This window comes from Methanofollis sp. W23 (genome assembly GCF_017875325.1).
Lineage (GTDB): Archaea > Halobacteriota > Methanomicrobia > Methanomicrobiales > Methanofollaceae > Methanofollis.
Genome location: NZ_JAGGMN010000001.1, coordinates 1392272 through 1409106 on the forward strand (window position 1 = coordinate 1392272; position 16835 = coordinate 1409106).

13 protein-coding genes and 1 tRNA gene are annotated in these 16835 nt (G+C 58.4%); 5 read left to right on the plus strand and 9 right to left on the minus strand.

Annotated elements, in window-relative coordinates; genetic code table 11:
• The first annotated feature begins 449 nt into the window (after positions 1–449).
• Positions 450–1907 (plus strand): DHA2 family efflux MFS transporter permease subunit, encoded by a 1458-nt coding sequence (locus J2129_RS05845; protein WP_245320651.1) that lies wholly within the window; start codon positions 450–452, stop codon positions 1905–1907.
• A 1204-nt stretch (positions 1908–3111) separates the two neighbouring features.
• On the opposite strand, the gene J2129_RS05850 is transcribed toward J2129_RS05845, so the two are convergent.
• From J2129_RS05850 to mcrB, 6 genes are all read right to left on the minus strand, one after another.
• Positions 3112–3282 (minus strand): hypothetical protein, encoded by a 171-nt coding sequence (locus tag J2129_RS05850; RefSeq protein WP_209631367.1) that lies wholly within the window; start codon positions 3280–3282, stop codon positions 3112–3114.
• A gap of 983 nt (positions 3283–4265) precedes the next feature.
• Positions 4266–4880, minus strand: a complete 615-nt coding sequence (locus tag J2129_RS05855; RefSeq protein ID WP_209629981.1) for a flavodoxin family protein — start codon at positions 4878–4880, stop codon at positions 4266–4268.
• Between the two features lie 1740 nt (positions 4881–6620).
• Positions 6621–8327, minus strand: coding sequence for a coenzyme-B sulfoethylthiotransferase subunit alpha (gene mcrA, locus J2129_RS05860; RefSeq protein WP_209629982.1), 1707 nt, complete (start codon positions 8325–8327; stop codon positions 6621–6623).
• Positions 8328–8332: 5 nt separating this feature from the next.
• Positions 8333–9097 (minus strand): coenzyme-B sulfoethylthiotransferase subunit gamma, encoded by a 765-nt coding sequence (mcrG, locus tag J2129_RS05865; protein WP_209629983.1) that lies wholly within the window; start codon positions 9095–9097, stop codon positions 8333–8335.
• 9 nt (positions 9098–9106) lie between these two features.
• Positions 9107–9646, minus strand: a complete 540-nt coding sequence (gene mcrD, locus J2129_RS05870; RefSeq protein ID WP_209629984.1) for a methyl-coenzyme M reductase operon protein D — start codon at positions 9644–9646, stop codon at positions 9107–9109.
• Positions 9639–10955, minus strand: a complete 1317-nt coding sequence (gene mcrB / locus J2129_RS05875) for a coenzyme-B sulfoethylthiotransferase subunit beta (RefSeq protein ID WP_209629985.1) — start codon at positions 10953–10955, stop codon at positions 9639–9641. The genes mcrD and mcrB overlap by 8 nt, the downstream gene beginning before the upstream one ends.
• A gap of 523 nt (positions 10956–11478) precedes the next feature.
• Here mcrB and J2129_RS05880 point away from each other — a divergent pair.
• The gene (locus J2129_RS05880) at positions 11479–12144 is read left to right on the plus strand and encodes a flavodoxin family protein (protein ID WP_209629986.1); all 666 of its coding nucleotides are present in this window, start codon (positions 11479–11481) and stop codon (positions 12142–12144) included.
• 5 nt (positions 12145–12149) lie between these two features.
• On the opposite strand, the gene J2129_RS05885 is transcribed toward J2129_RS05880, so the two are convergent.
• Both J2129_RS05885 and amrS read right to left on the minus strand, forming a co-directional pair.
• Entirely contained in the window at positions 12150–12641 is a 492-nt protein-coding gene (locus J2129_RS05885; protein WP_209629987.1) for a Mut7-C RNAse domain-containing protein, read from the minus strand.
• Positions 12625–13635 carry an AmmeMemoRadiSam system radical SAM enzyme gene (amrS, locus tag J2129_RS05890; RefSeq protein ID WP_209629988.1) on the minus strand — a complete coding sequence of 337 codons (1011 nt, stop codon included), beginning with the start codon at positions 13633–13635 and terminating at the stop codon, positions 12625–12627. Before amrS ends, J2129_RS05885 begins: the two co-directional genes overlap by 17 nt.
• Before the next feature lie 102 nt (positions 13636–13737).
• Between amrS and pyrH the strand changes: the two genes are divergently transcribed.
• From pyrH to nth, 3 genes are all read left to right on the plus strand, one after another.
• Positions 13738–14442, plus strand: coding sequence for a UMP kinase (pyrH, locus tag J2129_RS05895; RefSeq protein ID WP_209629989.1), 705 nt, complete (start codon positions 13738–13740; stop codon positions 14440–14442).
• A 55-nt stretch (positions 14443–14497) separates the two neighbouring features.
• A tRNA-Pro gene (locus tag J2129_RS05900) sits at positions 14498–14572 on the plus strand.
• A 446-nt stretch (positions 14573–15018) separates the two neighbouring features.
• Complete coding sequence (gene nth / locus J2129_RS05905) at positions 15019–15687, plus strand: endonuclease III (protein ID WP_348632296.1); 669 nt, start codon at positions 15019–15021, stop codon at positions 15685–15687.
• A 71-nt stretch (positions 15688–15758) separates the two neighbouring features.
• On the opposite strand, the gene J2129_RS05910 is transcribed toward nth, so the two are convergent.
• Positions 15759–16832, minus strand: a complete 1074-nt coding sequence (locus tag J2129_RS05910) for an inorganic phosphate transporter (protein ID WP_348632297.1) — start codon at positions 16830–16832, stop codon at positions 15759–15761.
• Between the last annotated feature and the right edge of the window lie 3 nt (positions 16833–16835).

Sequence of the window (16835 nt, forward strand, 5' to 3'; positions counted from 1 at the left end):
ACATCCTTTTTTTCGGTTCTGGAGAAATCCTCATCAGTGTCCGGTGTGAGCGCGTCTCACTCGCCTTCCACTCTCTTCTCACCTGGGGCGAGTGCCCCCCTGACCCCGGGGACGACGATGAAACCAGGAAGGCCAGATCGAGAACCATGAGGGGGTGCTGTCGTCTTTGACCTCTCGTCGCGCGAGGAGAGCCGGGAGAGCGGCACGCCCCTCGCCCCAGCAAGTCTTCAAAAGGATTTCTCCCGAATCGATCTCGTGTCGGTCTTCAAGGTGCAAACGAAGAGAGCACCAGAACCTCCCAGAGGGGCTCCTACAGAGTTCTATTTTCACCATTTCAGGAAATATCCCGAAATTCCCGACCCAAAAGTAGATATAAACAGATTTATTTCTCCGAAAGGGTACCGTACTCTGTGAAACCAAGTCAGCCTTCGACACAGGGTACGCAGACCTTGCTCCTCATCTCCGCCATCGCCCTCGCGGCCTTCATGTCCGCCCTCGACGGCAGCATCGTGAACATCGCCCTCCCAACGATCTCGGAAGGGTTTGACATCTCGACCGGGCTCGTCTCATGGGTCTCGACGATCTATCTCCTGGTGGTGACGAGCAGTCTCCTGATCTGCGGGAAACTCGCCGACATCAAAGGTCTGAAAAAGATCTTTCTCCTGGGATTTGTCATCTTCACCCTTGGGTCGTTTCTCTGCGGCTTCCTCCCGGGCGCCCTCAACTCCTTTGCGTCGCTCCTCGGCGCCAGGGTCGTCCAGGCGATCGGCGGGGCGATGATCGCCGCCATCGCTCCGGCGATGGTCAGCGTCTTCATCCCGGCCGAAGAGCGGGGGCGGAGCATGGGGCTGGTGGTCACCTTCGCCTCGCTTGGCGCAGCGGCCGGGCCGTTCCTCGGCGGGCTTCTCACTGAGTTTCTCAGCTGGCACTGGATCTTCTTCATCAATGTCCCGGTCGGGATCGCGGCCGTGGCCCTGGGGGCGCGGGTCATCCCCAATCATCAACCTGGCTCAGGACGGTCGGCAGGGTTTGACGCACCTGGCGCCGCCCTCCTCTTTGCCGGTATGATGACCGGCGTCTTCGCCCTCAACATGGGGACCGCGATGGGGTTCACCTCGCCGCTGATCCTGCTGGCCGGCGCCGTCGCCCTGACCTGTGCCGGCCTCTTCATATACCATGAACGGCGTGCCGAAGACCCACTCCTCGACCTCAGTCTCTTCACCAACCGGAACTTCCTGTATGCAAACCTGGCGGTCACCCTGATCATGATCGCCTTTGCCGGGTCGGCCTTCCTCCTCCCCTTCTTCCTCGAATATGTCAAGGGGCTCGAAACCTTCTCGGCCGGGATGGTGATGACCGCCTTCTCGTTTGCCATGATGATCGGCGGACCGGTGGCTGGCTCGCTCTTCAACCGGGTCGGCGGTCGAAGGCTCACCCTGGCCGGCGCGACCCTGGCGGCCCTCAGTTTTGTCATCCTTGCCGGGCTCCACCCTGACAGCCCGGTGATCATGGTCGCGGGAGCACTCGGGCTCCTGGGGTTTGCGATCGGGCTCTATGTCGCCCCGAACAACACCATGGTGATGAACACGGTCAGGCCCGAGAAGCGGGGGATGGTCTCAAGCCTCCTCAACACCGAGCGCTATGGGGGCCAGTCCCTGGGGATTGTCCTCTTTGAACTGGTCCTCATCCAGGCCGTCCTCTCGATCGTCTCGCATGCCGAGGTGACCACCGAGTCGCTTGCCTCGGTCACCATCGACCAGAAACTCGCGGTCCTCTCGGCCGGGTTCGATATGGCCTTCTGGGCCGGGGCGGCGCTCGCGGTGCTGGCACTGGGGCTCTCGTTCCTGGTGAGAGAAGAAGAGGTGCCTGCTGAAATCGAAGAAGAGACTCCTGCGGTAGCAGGGTGAACCCGCAGAGGGTTCATACCCTTTTTTTTGGCTCTGTAGAAACTCTTCACCTAGAGGTCATCCCAAAACTCTCCAGCCCTCCTCCTCACCGATGAAGCGCGATGGATGGCAATGAAGAGATCCCACCTTTTTCATCGCGCACCCGTGCATTCATCGCCTTTCCATCTCTTTGGCCGGGGGCGCGGCTCCCCCCGAACCCCAGGACCACGATGGGGCCGGGAAGGCACACTCAATCGCCATGAAGGATGTAATGCCGTCCACCGCCTCTCGAATCGCGCGAGGGGACCTGGGGGCGGCACGCCCCCCGGTCGAGGAGAGAGTTTAGAATTTCTGGAAGGAAGCACTTCAGTTCGAGGAGATCTTCAACCATAGAGAGTTTTGGGATGTGCTCCTGGTGTGGAAAGAATGTGTGTCACCCACCTCCCCATCGTCTCGTGCCGGGGCGAGTGCCCCCCAAACGCCAGGGATCAAGATTGGAAGGGGAAGGAAAACCAATGGACATGACGAGGGGAGTTGCAGTACCCCGCCTTATCTTGATGCAGAGGGCGGTGATGAAGCCATATCTTCAAGATGCCCGTCGAGAGGAAAAGAACCCCTCCCCGTCTCGAAACACTGCTCGATGAAAATATCATCTCAAATTTGATCAATTCTTGACCCTCATCCTTTTACGAACGAGAAGTGATCGAAGTCGAGCATCATGCCGCCCGAACCCCCTGGACCACGATGGGGCCGAGAAGGCACACTCAATCGCCATGAAGAGCGTACGTCCACCGCCTCTCGAATCGCGCGGGGGGACCTGGGGGCGGCCAAGCCCCCTGCCAAAGATACATGCCTAGGATTTCTACAAAACCCATTTTTCCGATCTTCGTGCTCATCAAGGAGACGAGCGGAAGGGCAGAACCCATTTGAAGACGCTCTCAAGGGAGGGGCATGCCACTCGCACGAGCAATGAAGAGAAGTGCGCGATCAGAGACGTCATCCTGACAGATCTGTATGAATGTCTACAGGATCGAAGAATTGAAAATGCATTGAAACAGGATGAGATATCCTGGCACTCTGGAGGGTATATTCTTGATTTCTCCTGTTTCAAGCAGAGAGATACTTTGTTCGACACCCCATGGAGGGGGACCGTTCTCATACACACGGCCTGTATCATGGGAACTAATCCTGACCCACTGGACCGGGACACGTGATGAAGTGGAGGTTACTCGATAGTCCCCTCCTCGGTCTCGTCAAGGAGATGGTGAAGATGGTCGTCGAGGTTCTTGATGTGCGCGTTGAGTTCTTCGATGTCTCTTCCCACGTGCTCGACGTCGTCATGCACATGTTCGAGTTCTGCTTTCATGTGATCCACAAGTTCTTTCGTCTCTGTCAACCGTTCACCTCTTTTCTGTATCTAATCGTGTAAGGAGGAGCCTCCCTACATAGTAAAAGTGTAGGATAAGGAAGCAATGAACCTCACTCGAAAGATATTCGGTTCTGAGATGATTCCAAAAAATACCACGAGACCGATGTAGAATCAGGTCGGAACACGGGGTTCACGCACATGGGATGAAAATTATCCGAGTTTTCTGGAGTGAGTGGACCCCCGCTTTCCCTCCAGAGTTAGACCATAAGAGGGGTGTTGCCGTCCTCGACCTCTCGTGTCGCGGTACGCCCCTCCGCCCGAGCGTCCCATCCAGAGGAGTTACTATGAGGTCATCCCAACACTCCCCACCCCTCCTTCTCACCGATGATAGTGAGAGATGATAATGAAGAGATCCCTGCATTCGTCGCTTTCCCAGATCCCGGTGCCGGGGGCGCTACCCCCGGACCCCAGTGATGGCGAATGGAGCGGGGAGGGAAAGCGAGGATCGTGAATACAGGACGTAATCCTCCGCCAATCTTCATCACCGGAGGGTCCGGGGGGCGGCCGAGCCACCAGGTGGAGGAGTGAGGGTAGCATTTCTGGAAGGAAGCACTTCAGTTCGGGGGATGTTCACGAGGAACATGATCCCAAATCTCGATCTTCTCGATTTACATGACGATTTGAACTCACGAGATCTCAGTGAGACCAATATGCAGAGGATAGGGGTCTGTAGAAACCTTCGGGACAGTTATCTTTGGCAGGGGGTTGACCGCACCGCCAACCACCCCCACGCCAGGTTAGGTCGTGGACGGCAATCCCTCTTCAGGGAGTTCCGATCCCCCATGAAGAGGAGAGACAGAGGCGACGCATTGAACACAGTCCCAAAAGATTCTCCTGTCTTCGTAGGGGAGATCACGCCACAAGGTATGTTCATCCAGTATGCGTGAGGCGTGATCCCGCCTCATGCCGAATTTTACAGAGCCGAAATAATCAAGACAAGAGACCACCGATCACCGGGCCATAATCTGGCGAGCAAACCGCCGCCCGGCCTCATATGCCGCATCCATGATCTCCTCGTGCCGTCTCACCGCCCCGCGCTCAAAGATCCCGGTGACCGGGAACCGTTCGGCCACCTCATACCCCAGCGCCTCGAGCGGCATCGAGAGCGCTTCAAGAGTGAACCCCATCTCACTGATATCCGTCTGCTCACAGACCGAAAAGACCAGTGCCGCACGCCCGGCGCCCGCAAGGCGACTCGAATATCCACCGCCAGGCCGCTCACCGGTGAAGGTGTAGTAGGGGTAGAGGCGGTCGATGAATGACTTGGTCATGCTGGTGACATTGTAGTTGTAGGTCGGCGACCCGATCACCAGGCCCTGTGCACCCTCCAGTTTTGGATAGAGCAGGTGCATGCCGTCAAAGAACCTGGTGCAGGTCAGGTCTTTCCGGCAGCGTTCGCACCCGGTGCAGGCCTCGATGGTATAGTCGCGGAGGTGCACGCTCTCCACCTCCGCACCTGCCGACGCCGCCCCTTCGAGAATCCGGTCGAGGAGGAGGTCGGTGTTCCCGCCGCGGCGCGGACTGCCCCCGACGCCGAGGATGCGGGGGGAGTCACGCGGAGGCATTGATCCTCCTGGTCTGAAGGGGTGCGCGGAGCGAAGATCTCGCGACTGAAGGACGAAACAGAGACCAGTCCTCAAAGGCAGTGCCTTCCCATAGAGAGAAAAAACGAGGAATCATAAAGCATCATACGGCCTGTCGACGAGAGCAGAGAAATAAGGTTCCCCTGGTTTTGTAGAATCCTAAATGAAGCAAGGGCATGCCTCACGCATCTGGGATGAACATTTTTCGTCGCTTGGTCACTCTTTTTCAAGACAGAACCCCTGTAGAAACCCTCACCTATTCTCGGGCGAGCGCGATTCAACCGCCGTCCTACATCTTTGGCCGGGGGCTCTGCCCCCGGACCCCTGAGACCACGATGAAGCCAGGAAGGCAGAAGATGACCATGAGGAAGGTGCTGCCGTCCTCGATCAATCGATATGGGATGAAAATATCATGGGCCTCTGAAAATGGCGTGGATCTATACTATTCCCTCTGGAAGGGACATCAGATGAGCAATCAGCACCCCCAGTCCCCACGCCACTCCTTGAGTCAGAGGATCTTCCCCTCCCCCTCTTTTTTCGAGACGAAGAGAACATGTTCACACGTAAATGATATATCATATAAGAATAATATTTATTTCATATCCGTGCGCAGAAGACCTATACTCTGCTGGTGAGGGGGTGCATCGTCATCATGGTTGCACATATGCACCGGATTGCACTGGGTTTGCACTTCAAGAATGTCACCGAACTGAAGGCATTTTGAACTCTTTCTCTTCATCCCTGGATTTAAATCCGGACCGTATTCTCATGTGCACTCGTGCCCGGATCACACACACACCCACACCTGTAGCCTGACCAACCTGGGGTAGTGGGTGTGTCTCAGTTCGAGTGCAATATAGTACAAGAGGAGAGAGAGATCTCTCTCCTCTCTTTAGATAAGGTACTCTGAGCCTGTTTCTCAGTCCTTGTTCTTTGCATTTTTTCAGTGTAATTTCGGTGCACATGAGGTGCAAATACGCAAATCATATTCATCTGATCTGGTGGGGATCTTCTCCCTCATACTGATTCGATGATAGGGAGAGACGATAGGCCTTGTAGATTCCTCACCAATTCTGAGAGATCATCCCAAAACTACTCTGGCTCTGAAAAGTGGGCGGATGAAGATTCTGAAGCACAATCTCGTTCAAGAGGTTGATGCCGCCCCTCCTTTATCTTTGTCGTGGGGGGGTCCGGAGGCAGCGCCCCCCGGCAGGAGAAAGCAAGGAACTATTCTTTGGCTCTGTAGAACCATCTTGATGGTTCTCTTCGGTAGGGGACTGGCCGTCCCCCGGACCACCTGCGTGAAGAGAGATGGCAGACAGCATAATCCTCTCCATGATCGTTGATTGTGCTTTCCCGGCCCAATCTTCGTCCCAGGGGTCCGAGGGCAGAATCCCCGGTGTGAACATGGGGGAAAGCGGGGGAATCATACTCGAACCAAGAAAAGTGAGGGCTTCTACACAGTGTGAATTCTACAAAGGCGCGTCTCAAAACCCTTCAGAAGAAAAGACCGGACACACACCCCTCGCACCACCAAGGTGAAGGGGCGCACCACTGCGCCCCCAAGGTGTGTATTAAATTGTCTATGGATAAGTCACAGCCCAGATACGCCCGCGCGATGTGGCGCATACACGCGTGAAATCTGGAAGAGTGGCTCAAAGATCACGACATCTCTTTCAAACGTTTGAGGGAACGTGCAGAAAAAAAAGAAGTCGTGGGATCTCAGTTCTTGGCTGAGATGATGAGCGAGCGCTCGCCTGCAGGCTCGAACTCGCGGATCGCACCCTTTGCGAACTCCTTCCTCGGTTCGGCGAAGTCGAACTGGAGGGACGGGTCGGCGAAGGTGATCTTGACCAGTGGAGCGTAGCAATAGGCGTCGCCACGGCCATAGTGAGCACCGCCGACGATGGCGGCGTACTCGCCCTGGTGACCGACGTTCATCGCGTAGTTCGGGTAGTTCGGGCCACGAAGTTCGCCCATCAGACCGCGGTCAGGCTCCATGGAGAGGGAGTTGGCTGAACCGCACTGGTCCTGCAGGTCGTAGCCGAAGAACCCGAGCCTCGACCAGGCGTCCTTGTGCAGGAGCATGGAGAGGTACCAGCCGTTGAGACCGGCGTTGGAGTTCCCGGTACTGATCGAGCAGGTCAGACCACAGGCGGCGGCCATGACACCAGCACGCTGGGACCCACCGAAGTGGTCTTCCATCATGGTCGGGAACTGCTCGTACTGCTCCATGGCGTTGAGGGAGACCTCGGTGGCGAGGTCGTTGACGACGTCCTGGGTCGGCTTGAGCATGTTCTGGCCAGGCTGGGTGTAGTCGAAGCCGTACTTGTCCTTGAGGTAGTCCATACCGTAGTAGGTGAACTCATCAAGGATGTTGTCGGTGTACGCCGCAGTGGCGTACTGGGTGAACCCGACACCGCCAGACATGTAGGAACCAAGCCAGATCTGGTCGAAGAGCATGGTGCCTGCACCGACGACCTCGAGGGCCGCCTTTGCGGGGTCGTTCGGGTACTTCCGGTTCGCCTGGACGATATCGGAGAAGAGACCGAACTTGATACCGCCTGGCTCGTTCGGACCACGGGCACGACGGGCCGGGAGGATGGTACCCATCTGGACGACACCGGCGTGCTTTGCAGCGAAGGACAGGTCAGCGACTGCCGCTTCACCGGCGCACATGCGGTACGCGGCGATGAAGGACATCCCGATCTGCATCGCAGACCACCTGGAGGTGGTACCGCCGTCGCACGTCCTGGAGACGATGGTCGGGATGTGGATTGCCTGGTACATCGAGTTGCCGACCTCGGCCTTCAGCTCCTCGGCCTGCTTGGCCGGGAAGAGCTTCTCGATGTTGAGGAGGAACTGGGGTTCGATGTCGTCGGCGAGATCGTCGTCACCGGTGAAGACCTTGACGTAGCAGTCGTCGACAAGCCCCGGGTGGGTCTCGACCATGTGTTCCTGAACCACGGCTGCGCCCGGCATGGCGTGGTTGAGAGTGTGGAGGTACTCGTTGATCGTCTCAGGAGTGACCTCCTTGCCGAGCCTCTTCTGGAGGGTGGCGTGGGCCATGTCCATGCCGACGATAACGGTCCTGCGGATGTCGTCCCAGAACTGCTGCATCGCAGAGTTGTTGACGAAGTGCAGGTCGTCGCCCTCGACGAAGGTGCCGGTGCCGGAGACCTCGTAGGTCATCAGCTGGCGCTGACCCATCGGGATACCGCCAAGGTGGCAGCGCTCAGGGTCGTACATGGAGATACCACGCTTGGCCTCGATGGCCTTGGTGGCTTCCATGAACTCGCGCTTTCTCGGGGACTGACGGACACCGTCAAAGTTGTAGAACTCAGTCTTCTCAGACTGGACGTCCTGTCCCTGGAACTTCTCTTTCAGTGACTTGAGGAACAGTTTCTGGGCTCTCTCGATCTTTGCCATTGCAATCACTCCTCCTTGGGCATGAAGCCGTACTTGGTCCTCAGCGTGTGGATGCGCTGGATGTATTCGATGTATTCCTGGTCCTCGCGGAACCCGGTCCCGGCGAGGGAGTGGAACATGGTGGTGTGCTCCTTGAGCCACTTCTCGTCCATCGGCTTACCGACTTCGACCGGGCGGTCGAGGGGGACACCGACCTGGTCCTTGACGTACTTGACGACACCGTCGTCGCCGAGGACACAGCGCTGGAGGGCGTCGAACATCATGCCGTCCTCTGCAAGACGGAGAGAGTGACCGTGCACGGTCGCACCGCGGATGCCCACGGTGGCCGGGTCGAACATCTCGGTCTCGATGAGGAACTTGGCGTACTGGTCAAGGTCACGCTCGCGGCACTCGACGATCTGACGGCCAGAGAGGGTACCCGGGTCGATGGCGCGGAAGCGGTAGCACTCACTGTATGTCCTCTGGTACGGCTGCGAGGGCGCGTTGAACATGGAGTCTGCAAACTGGACGTACCTGACACGATCGCCGGCCTTCGCACCGTCGGTCGGCTTGACGATCTTGCGCATCGGGTCTTCGGGCTCCTGCTGCTCGGCCAGAGGCGGGTGAGCCGTCGGGTAGGCCGCACCAGGGGCACGGTGTCCAAGGATAAGGACGACGTCCTCATCAGTTACTGAACGGAGTTTCTGGAGTTCATAGCCGGGGTTCATCTGGTTGCGCCTATTCTGGGCAACAATCGAAGTTCCCGGACCATACTGTGGTTTGTATGCCATTTTGTAACCTCAATTGGAATAATTTGAAGTATGTTCTGTCTGCGTCTGATCAGACAGTCCTCCCCCATTGTCGTTGCATGCCGCGGCCGGGATGATGACAGGGCTGTCATGTCGTCTCGGGTCGGTGAGTCCGATGATGAACTCGTCGGCGTTGGGACCGTACTTGGTGTAGTCCACCAGGGATGCCTGGCTCTTCATGAACTGGCGTCCGGTCTGGAGGGTATATGGGAAGGCCGTGAAGATCTCGTCACAGGCGTTCCGTACGGCCTCGATGACTGTGTCGTCTCTGACCTCGAGGGTGACCATACCGGTCTGGACCCGCATCTCAAATTCGGTGCCGCGGACCTGGATCGTCTGTCTGTTGGTATTGGGATTTGCTGCTCCTCGTGCTGGACCATAGGGAATAGTGACCGGGAGGGAGGGGCCGTTGATGACAGCCCGGCGCACCCCCGGGATCCCTGCAATCTGGTTGAGGAGACGCTCCGTCGTCGCAGGGGAGAGGAGCCGCAGTGGGACGATCCTGCACTGGGGGAAGACTGAATCAGGCAATCAGATCCACGCCCTTGGCGATCTGGTCGATCGGCTTGTTGAAGACGTCGATCTGGCCGTAGGTCTCGCCCATGACCTTTGAGGAGCCCTCAGGTGAGAACATCTGGGTGCCTGCATCGAGAGCACAGGCGGCAACCGCGCACGGAATCGCGACGCCGTTGGCGTGTCTGGTCACGACGTGGTTGCCGTTGAAGATACCCGGACCGCCGCCACCGTAGATAGAGTGGCTGAAGAAGGAGAAACCGACGGCGGTACCCATCATGCGGCCGAAGTCGCAGGACGGCAGGCCAGTCTCGTGCTCGATGAGGTCGTTGAAGTACAGGAGGGTCGAGGAGACTGCCTGTGCAAACCGGCCAGCACCACAGTTGACAACCGTGGCGGCAAGGGAACCGGCAGCGACGTAGGCGTTCCAGAGCATCGGGTCGTTCGTGTTGTAGAACTGGAAGTACCCGCCCTTCTTGCCTGGAGTGATGACCTTGTCCTCGATCGCACGCTCGACGAGGGACTGGACCACCGTACCGACGGTGCCGTTCTCGCCGTTTGCCTTGACCAGGTCGTAGACCATGTTGTTGGCGTTGAGGCCCTGGAAGGCGTAGTTAAGGAGCTGGTTGCGTTCGAAGGGACCGATTGCCTCGCCCATCTCGAACTCACCAGCGGTCTCGAGGGTGGACGCAAGAGCGGCACCCTGGAGGGAGTTCCTGCCGGTCATCATGACATAGTGGTTGACCGGGATGTTCCTCAGAGCGAAGCCGAGGCCTTCGTTGTTCTGGGGGATGTTGAGGATGGAAGTGACGTTGCTGCCCTTGACGTCCATGGTCTGTGGGTATGCACCCCAGCAGGCCGCCTTGACGGTGGACGCGTTGAACATGTCGATGTCGAACTCTTCGACGATCGAGTAGGTGGTCGCCGAGGCGACTGCCGTAAGTGCAGCGTCGTAAGTGGCTGCATTGTCGAGGCGCTTTTTCGGCACCTGGACAAGGAGGAGCTGGCCGTTGTTGAATTCGAGGATCTCGGTGTCGTCACCCTCCTCGACCTGGACCATCTCCTTGATCCTGGCAACGATGTTGTCCTTGTTCTCCATGATCGGGAGGTCGAGTTCACGCCCCCTGATCTTACCTCCGCCGAGCTTTGCGGCCTTGAGGCTGTTCTCAATGCCAGCGAGATTGACATTGATTGTACGCTTGGTCAGGTCGATGATCTTGCTGGTCGCAGGGTTCACCAACGGGCTGACCTTGTCGAGGGTAACTCCGCTTTTCAGCAGTTTACCGTCATCTGAATAGAGATCGATGGTTTCTGAATATGCTGCCATATCAGTACATCCTTTTACCCTTTGTGTAGGAAGGTATGTTCTTCAAGAATTCCACCCGGTAAATGGTATGAAATTCCTGAGCGTCACTACTGCAAGCCCCTATCTGGGACTATATATCTATCCAGCGATGCTCATATAAAATTTCCTAATCTTTTTTAATAGTTTAACATGATATTTTACATTAAAGTGGATTATTATTGGTCTTTTGTATTGTTGTGCACCAAATTATCATCAAAATATAACTGAGCCACAATATGGCCCGGGCACGCCCAATTCCATATATTATCCAACCATTATCAAAATAACTATAGAAAATAACTCCAATTAAATAATTAAAGCAAATAATTTCTTACACTTATCAATGTCCGGATATACCAGTCAGGAGAGGTATACCTTCCTGTACCCCCCCACCCCGACAGGCCCTGATCAGAAACGCAGGAGTCGGGGGCAAAGGAACCACAGGATAAAACAATACCGAAGGAAAGTATCAAGACGGCCCGCACAGAGATCAGAGATGATCTCCATGAGAATTCTTGGCATCAACGGGAGCCCACGAGGCCCGGCGAGCAGGACTCGACGCCTCGTCGAGGGCGTCCTGGGCGGGGCCGCCACGGCCGGGGCAGAGACCGAGTATATCGATATCGCGGCCTACACGATCAGGCCCTGTGTGGGCTGCACCCTCTGCTACCAGACCGGTGAGTGCCCAAAGATGGATGACTTCCTCAAGGTCTACGAAAAGATGCTCGACGCCGACGGGATCGTCCTCGGCTCACCCAACTACATCAACAATGTCTCGGCCCAGCTCAAACTCCTTCTCGACCGGATGGCCGATGCGATCCACTGCCAGCGGTTTGTCGGGAAGTACGGGTGTGCAGTCTCGACCGCCGGGGGGTCAGGGGCCGAGGACGTGGCCGCATACCTGAACCAGACCCTCCGCGTCCTTGGAGCCACCACCATCGGGGCGGTCGGGGTCGACCTCGGGACTGAATCGGACGCCCTCTCTGCCGGCGGGGAGCGGGCCCACCGGCTCGGCACCGATCTTGTGGCCGCAATCGGTGAACGCCGGAAGTACCCGGACCAGGAGACCTTCCACCAGGAGATGGAAGCACATATGCGTGCCCTTGTCGAGGCGAACAAAGAGACCTGGAGGCACGAGTACGACACCTGGGCTGCAAGGCCCAGGACATGAGGGGGCTATTCGTCCCCTGCTTTTTCCATCTCTTCCCGCATCCGCCTGGTATGCGAGCCCATCCAGTAGAGGCGGTGACAGACCGGACACCAGAAGAACGAGAGTCCCTCTCTGGCCTCTGGCGCATATGCGGCCCCCTCGATCTCGCGGCGGCGCGCCGGCCTGAGGGGGGTGTTGCAGAGCGAGCACCGGTCAAAGGAGAGGTGCAGGCTGACCAGTCCCAGGCCCAAGAGGTGCGCCACCTGCTCGTCGACCTGCTCTGACCTGACCAGAACCCCCTGTTCACCTGCACGCCTTGCAAGTTCGGCGTCCCGGGTGAGGAGGATGCGTCCCTGGGTCCTTGCGATCTCAAGGAGCACTGTGTCCTCGCGCCTGCTCCCTGGGAAGAGCGAATTGGCGCTGAGCGTGTCGTACCCCATCAGCCGCAGCCGCCTGGTCAGGGTGCCGAGCATCCGGTCCGCAAGGAATTTTGCCCTCTCTTCAGACCGACCTGACAACCGCGATCCGCTCCCCGCACTTTATACACCGGTCTTCAGAGAGCCCGACCACCCTGCTCATGAACCCGTAGCGTTCGATGAGCAGGGCCCCGCATGAGGGGCAGTAGGTATTCTCGTACGGCCCTGGCGGCACATTCCCGAGGTAGGGATAGCGCACCCCAAGGTCTCTGGCCAGCCTGTAGATCTTCTCCAGCAATGGCAGGGGCGTCGGGTCGCGGTCGGTCATCTGGTAATCTGGATGGAAACGGGTGAAGTGCATCGGGGTGTCGGGTCCGAGGTTTTCGAGCACCCAGGTGATCAACGCCTGCATCTCCTCAAGAGAATCGTTCAGCCCCGGGATCACCAGGGTGACCGTCTCGATGTGCATCCCGCGCTCATGGGCGGCGAGAGCGGCGTCGAGCACCGGCTGGAGCCTGGCCCGGCAGACCTTCCGGTAGAAGTCGTCTGAGAAGGCCTTGATGTCCACCCTGAAGGCGTTGAGCATGGGCGCAAGTTCGTCGAGCGCCTCCTCGGTCGCATACCCGTTGGTGACATAGACAGTGCCGAGCCCCTGTGCGCGCGCCCGCGCCCCCATCTCCATGGCATATTCGTGCCAGATCGTCGGCTCATTGTAGGTCCAGGAGATGCTTGCCGCCCCTGAGGTCCGCGCCCGCTCGACCCCCTGTTCAGGGCTGATCTCCCTCAGGGGCATGGCGTCCAGGGAGGCCTGCGAGATCTCCCAGTTCTGGCAGTGCCGGCACCTGAAATTGCACCCCACGCCGCCGAGCGAATAGGAGAGGGTGCCTGGAAGAAAGTGGAAGAGCGGTTTTTTCTCGATCGGGTCGACCGCTTCTGCCGCAACCTTGCCAAAGTTCGCCGCATAGAGGGTACCCCCCTGGTTGATGCGCACCCCGCAGATCCCGTGCTTCCCTTCGGCGATCGTACAACGGTGAGCGCAGAGCGAACATTTTACTGTGTCCCCCTCAGTCCTGGCATACTGGTGCGCCTCGTGCATATGCCGATCATGCACGGTGAGGTAATTGAAGATTATGGGGGTGCGGGCCGCGCGAACAAGATATATCAGAGGCCCGAAGAAACGAATAAGCTTAGATCTATTATGGCGAAGATAGTACTCTCCCTGGGAGGTTCGATACTGGTGCCTTCCCTCGAATCCCACACTGTGTCCGAGTATGTGGCGGCGCTGACGACGATGACAGACCGGGCGCAGGTCTTTGTGGTGGTCGGCGGCGGCGGCGAGGCACGGCGCTATATCAAAGCCGCCCGCTCTCTTGGGATCAGTGAGGCGTCCTCAGACGAGATCGGGATCATGGTCACCAGGATCAATGCTACCCTTCTGATGCTCGCCCTCGGCGATGCCGCCTATCCTGCGGTCGCCACCTCGTACCGGCAGGCGCGGGAATACGGTGAGTCCGGCAAGATCGTGGTGATGGGCGGCGTCACCCCAGGGCAGACGACCGACGCGGTCTCGGCCGTGCTCGCCGAGACGGTCGGGGCCGATGTGATCATCAACGGCACCTCGGTCGATGCCATCTACAGCGCCGACCCGAAGGTCGAGAAGGGCGCCCGCCGCTACGACCACCTCACCCCGGCCGAACTCCTCAAGATCATCTCGACCGCTCGCATGGATGCCGGGTCCAACATGGTCATCGACATCGTGGCCGCCAAGGTCGTCGAGCGTAGCGGTATCCCCCTTGCAGTCATCGACGGCAGAAACCCGGAAAACCTGGTGGCGGCGGTCTGCGAGGGAGAGTTCGCGGGCACCATCGTCAGCGAAGATGCCTGCACCCCCTTCCCCCTGTGAGGCCACGTTCCCATAATTATTTTAGGCTGGAGCACGCATAGAATATGTCAAACGCGGGGTAGTAGGGTAGCCTGGTCCATCCTAGAGCGTTTGGGACGCTTTGACGGCAGTTCGAATCTGCCCTACCCCATTCTTCTTCTTGTCGTGTCATGAACCCCATCTTGACCGACGCGTATCCCCCTCGTCTCTCGTGTCGGGGACGCCCTCGAAGTCTTTCGTCGTCTCATCTTCGCCTCTGATCACCTCTCAAAGATCACGGGTTCTGGCACTGTAGAACTCCTCGGTGGGTTCTCTGTGGCGGGAACATGTCACACAAAGATCAGAGAGATCTTCTCATGCTCGCACTCCACAGAAAATACGAGCAGGATAAAACAATTACCCTCGTGAAGAGACACTTCCTCCTTCCCCCTGTCACGTGGCGCGGGGGTACGCTCACACCAAGAATAGGTGAAGGTTTCTACAAAACCAAGATCTCTGATCTTCGAAGAGCCCCGGCGAGAAGAAAAGAGGCAAGGGGCGAGTCGCGCCCGCATTGGGAAGAGGCAAGAGTTTCTACAGAGCCCAGAAAACACTACTATGATGGAGAGAAAAACCGCCTGTGCGATCTACCAGGCACTCAGAGATCGATATCCTCCTGCCATCGAAGGAGGGATCAGTTATGGCGACCCATTCAGGGTGCTGGTGCTGACCATCCTCTCGGCACAGACCACCGACCGCGCCGTCGCCGCCGTCGGCCCGCACCTCTTCTCCAAATACCCCACCCCACAGGCCCTTGCCGCCGCCGACCCGGGCGAGGTGGGCGAGATCATCCGCCCGACCGGGTTCTACCAGGTCAAGGCACGACATATCATCGGGACCGCCAGGATGATCGTGGATGAATATGCAGGGGAGGTGCCCCGCACCCTCGAAGACCTGACCCGCCTCCCCGGCGTCGGGCGCAAGACCGCAAACATCGTCCTCTCCAACGCCTTCGGGACCGACGAAGGGATCGCCGTCGACACCCATGTGCGCCGGATCAGCGGACTGCTCGGACTCACCGACGAGACAGACCCTGTAAAAGTGGAAAGAGACCTGACCGCGACCTTCCCCAAAGAAGTCTGGGGCGAGATCAACGCCCTCCTCGTCCAGCACGGCCGGGCGGTCTGCATCGCCCGCAGGCCCAGGTGCGAGGCATGTATGCTCACGCCCTGGTGCCGCTACTTCAGAGAAGAGAGTCAGGGGAGGAAGGGGGCACAGACGAGGTAGCACCCCCAGGCCACCGCCGCCGAGGCCGGGACAGTCATGACCCAGGCGGCGACGATGTCCCGCACAATTCCCTATTTTACCGCAGAATACCCTTTTGTCGCCCCGACACCCATGATCGACCCGCTCATCGCGTGCGTCGTCGAGACCGGCACGCCAAAGGCGGTCACCACTGAGAGAACGGTGCCCCCCGCGGCCGAGGCGCAGAAGCCCTGGTAGGGCTGCATCTTGGTGATCTTGTTGGCCATCATATCCACGACCCGCCAGCCTCCAAGAAGGGTGCCGAGCGAGATCGCCGTGCATGAGAGAAGGATGACCCAGAGGGGCACTGAAAATTCGGTCATGAACCCGGCGGCCACCAGCATCGCCGTGATGATCCCCATGGCGTTCTGGGCGTCATTGCTCCCATGCCCGACCGCCTGAAAGGCGGCCGCGACGATCTGGAGTTTTTTGAAGGCATGCCCGAGGATCGGCGAACTTGAATGTGCAAACCTCCTGATGATCAGAACCCCAAAGAGATAGGCGACCATGAACCCGAGCATCGGGGAAACGACCATGAAGACCACCACGGCCAGGATCCCCGAGACCGGGAGGAGCCCGGTGGCCACCATGATCGGGATGAGCACGGCAACACCAGAAAGAGCGCCAAATCCGATGTACCGGTCCCAGGCTTCGTCGAAGTGGCGCGCGAGATACACCGCCACCCCCATTCCGCCGATCGCACCGATGACAAGCATCACAAGGAGGAGGATGACAAGCATCTCTGAAGGCCAGAGGATCGCGCTGATCCCACAGCATGCAGAGGCGGCCCCGAGGAGTCCGCCGATCAGAGCGTGGCTACTTGACACCGGGATACCGAAATACGAACAGAAAAAGACCCACACCACCGCGCCGACCATGGCCATCAGGATGATCTGGGGACTGAGCAGGATCGGGTCGACGATCCCGCGCCCGATCGTCTCGGCGATCGCGGTCGTGAAGAGCAGGGGTCCGACCAGGTTGAAGAACGACGCAAGGAGGACCGCCTTGAAAGGAGAGAGCACCTTGGTGGCCACGACCGTTGCGATCGAGTTTGCGGCATCATTGAGTCCGTTGACAAAGTTGAAGAGAAGCGCCAGGATGATGCCGAGGATGATGACGATATCCATGCT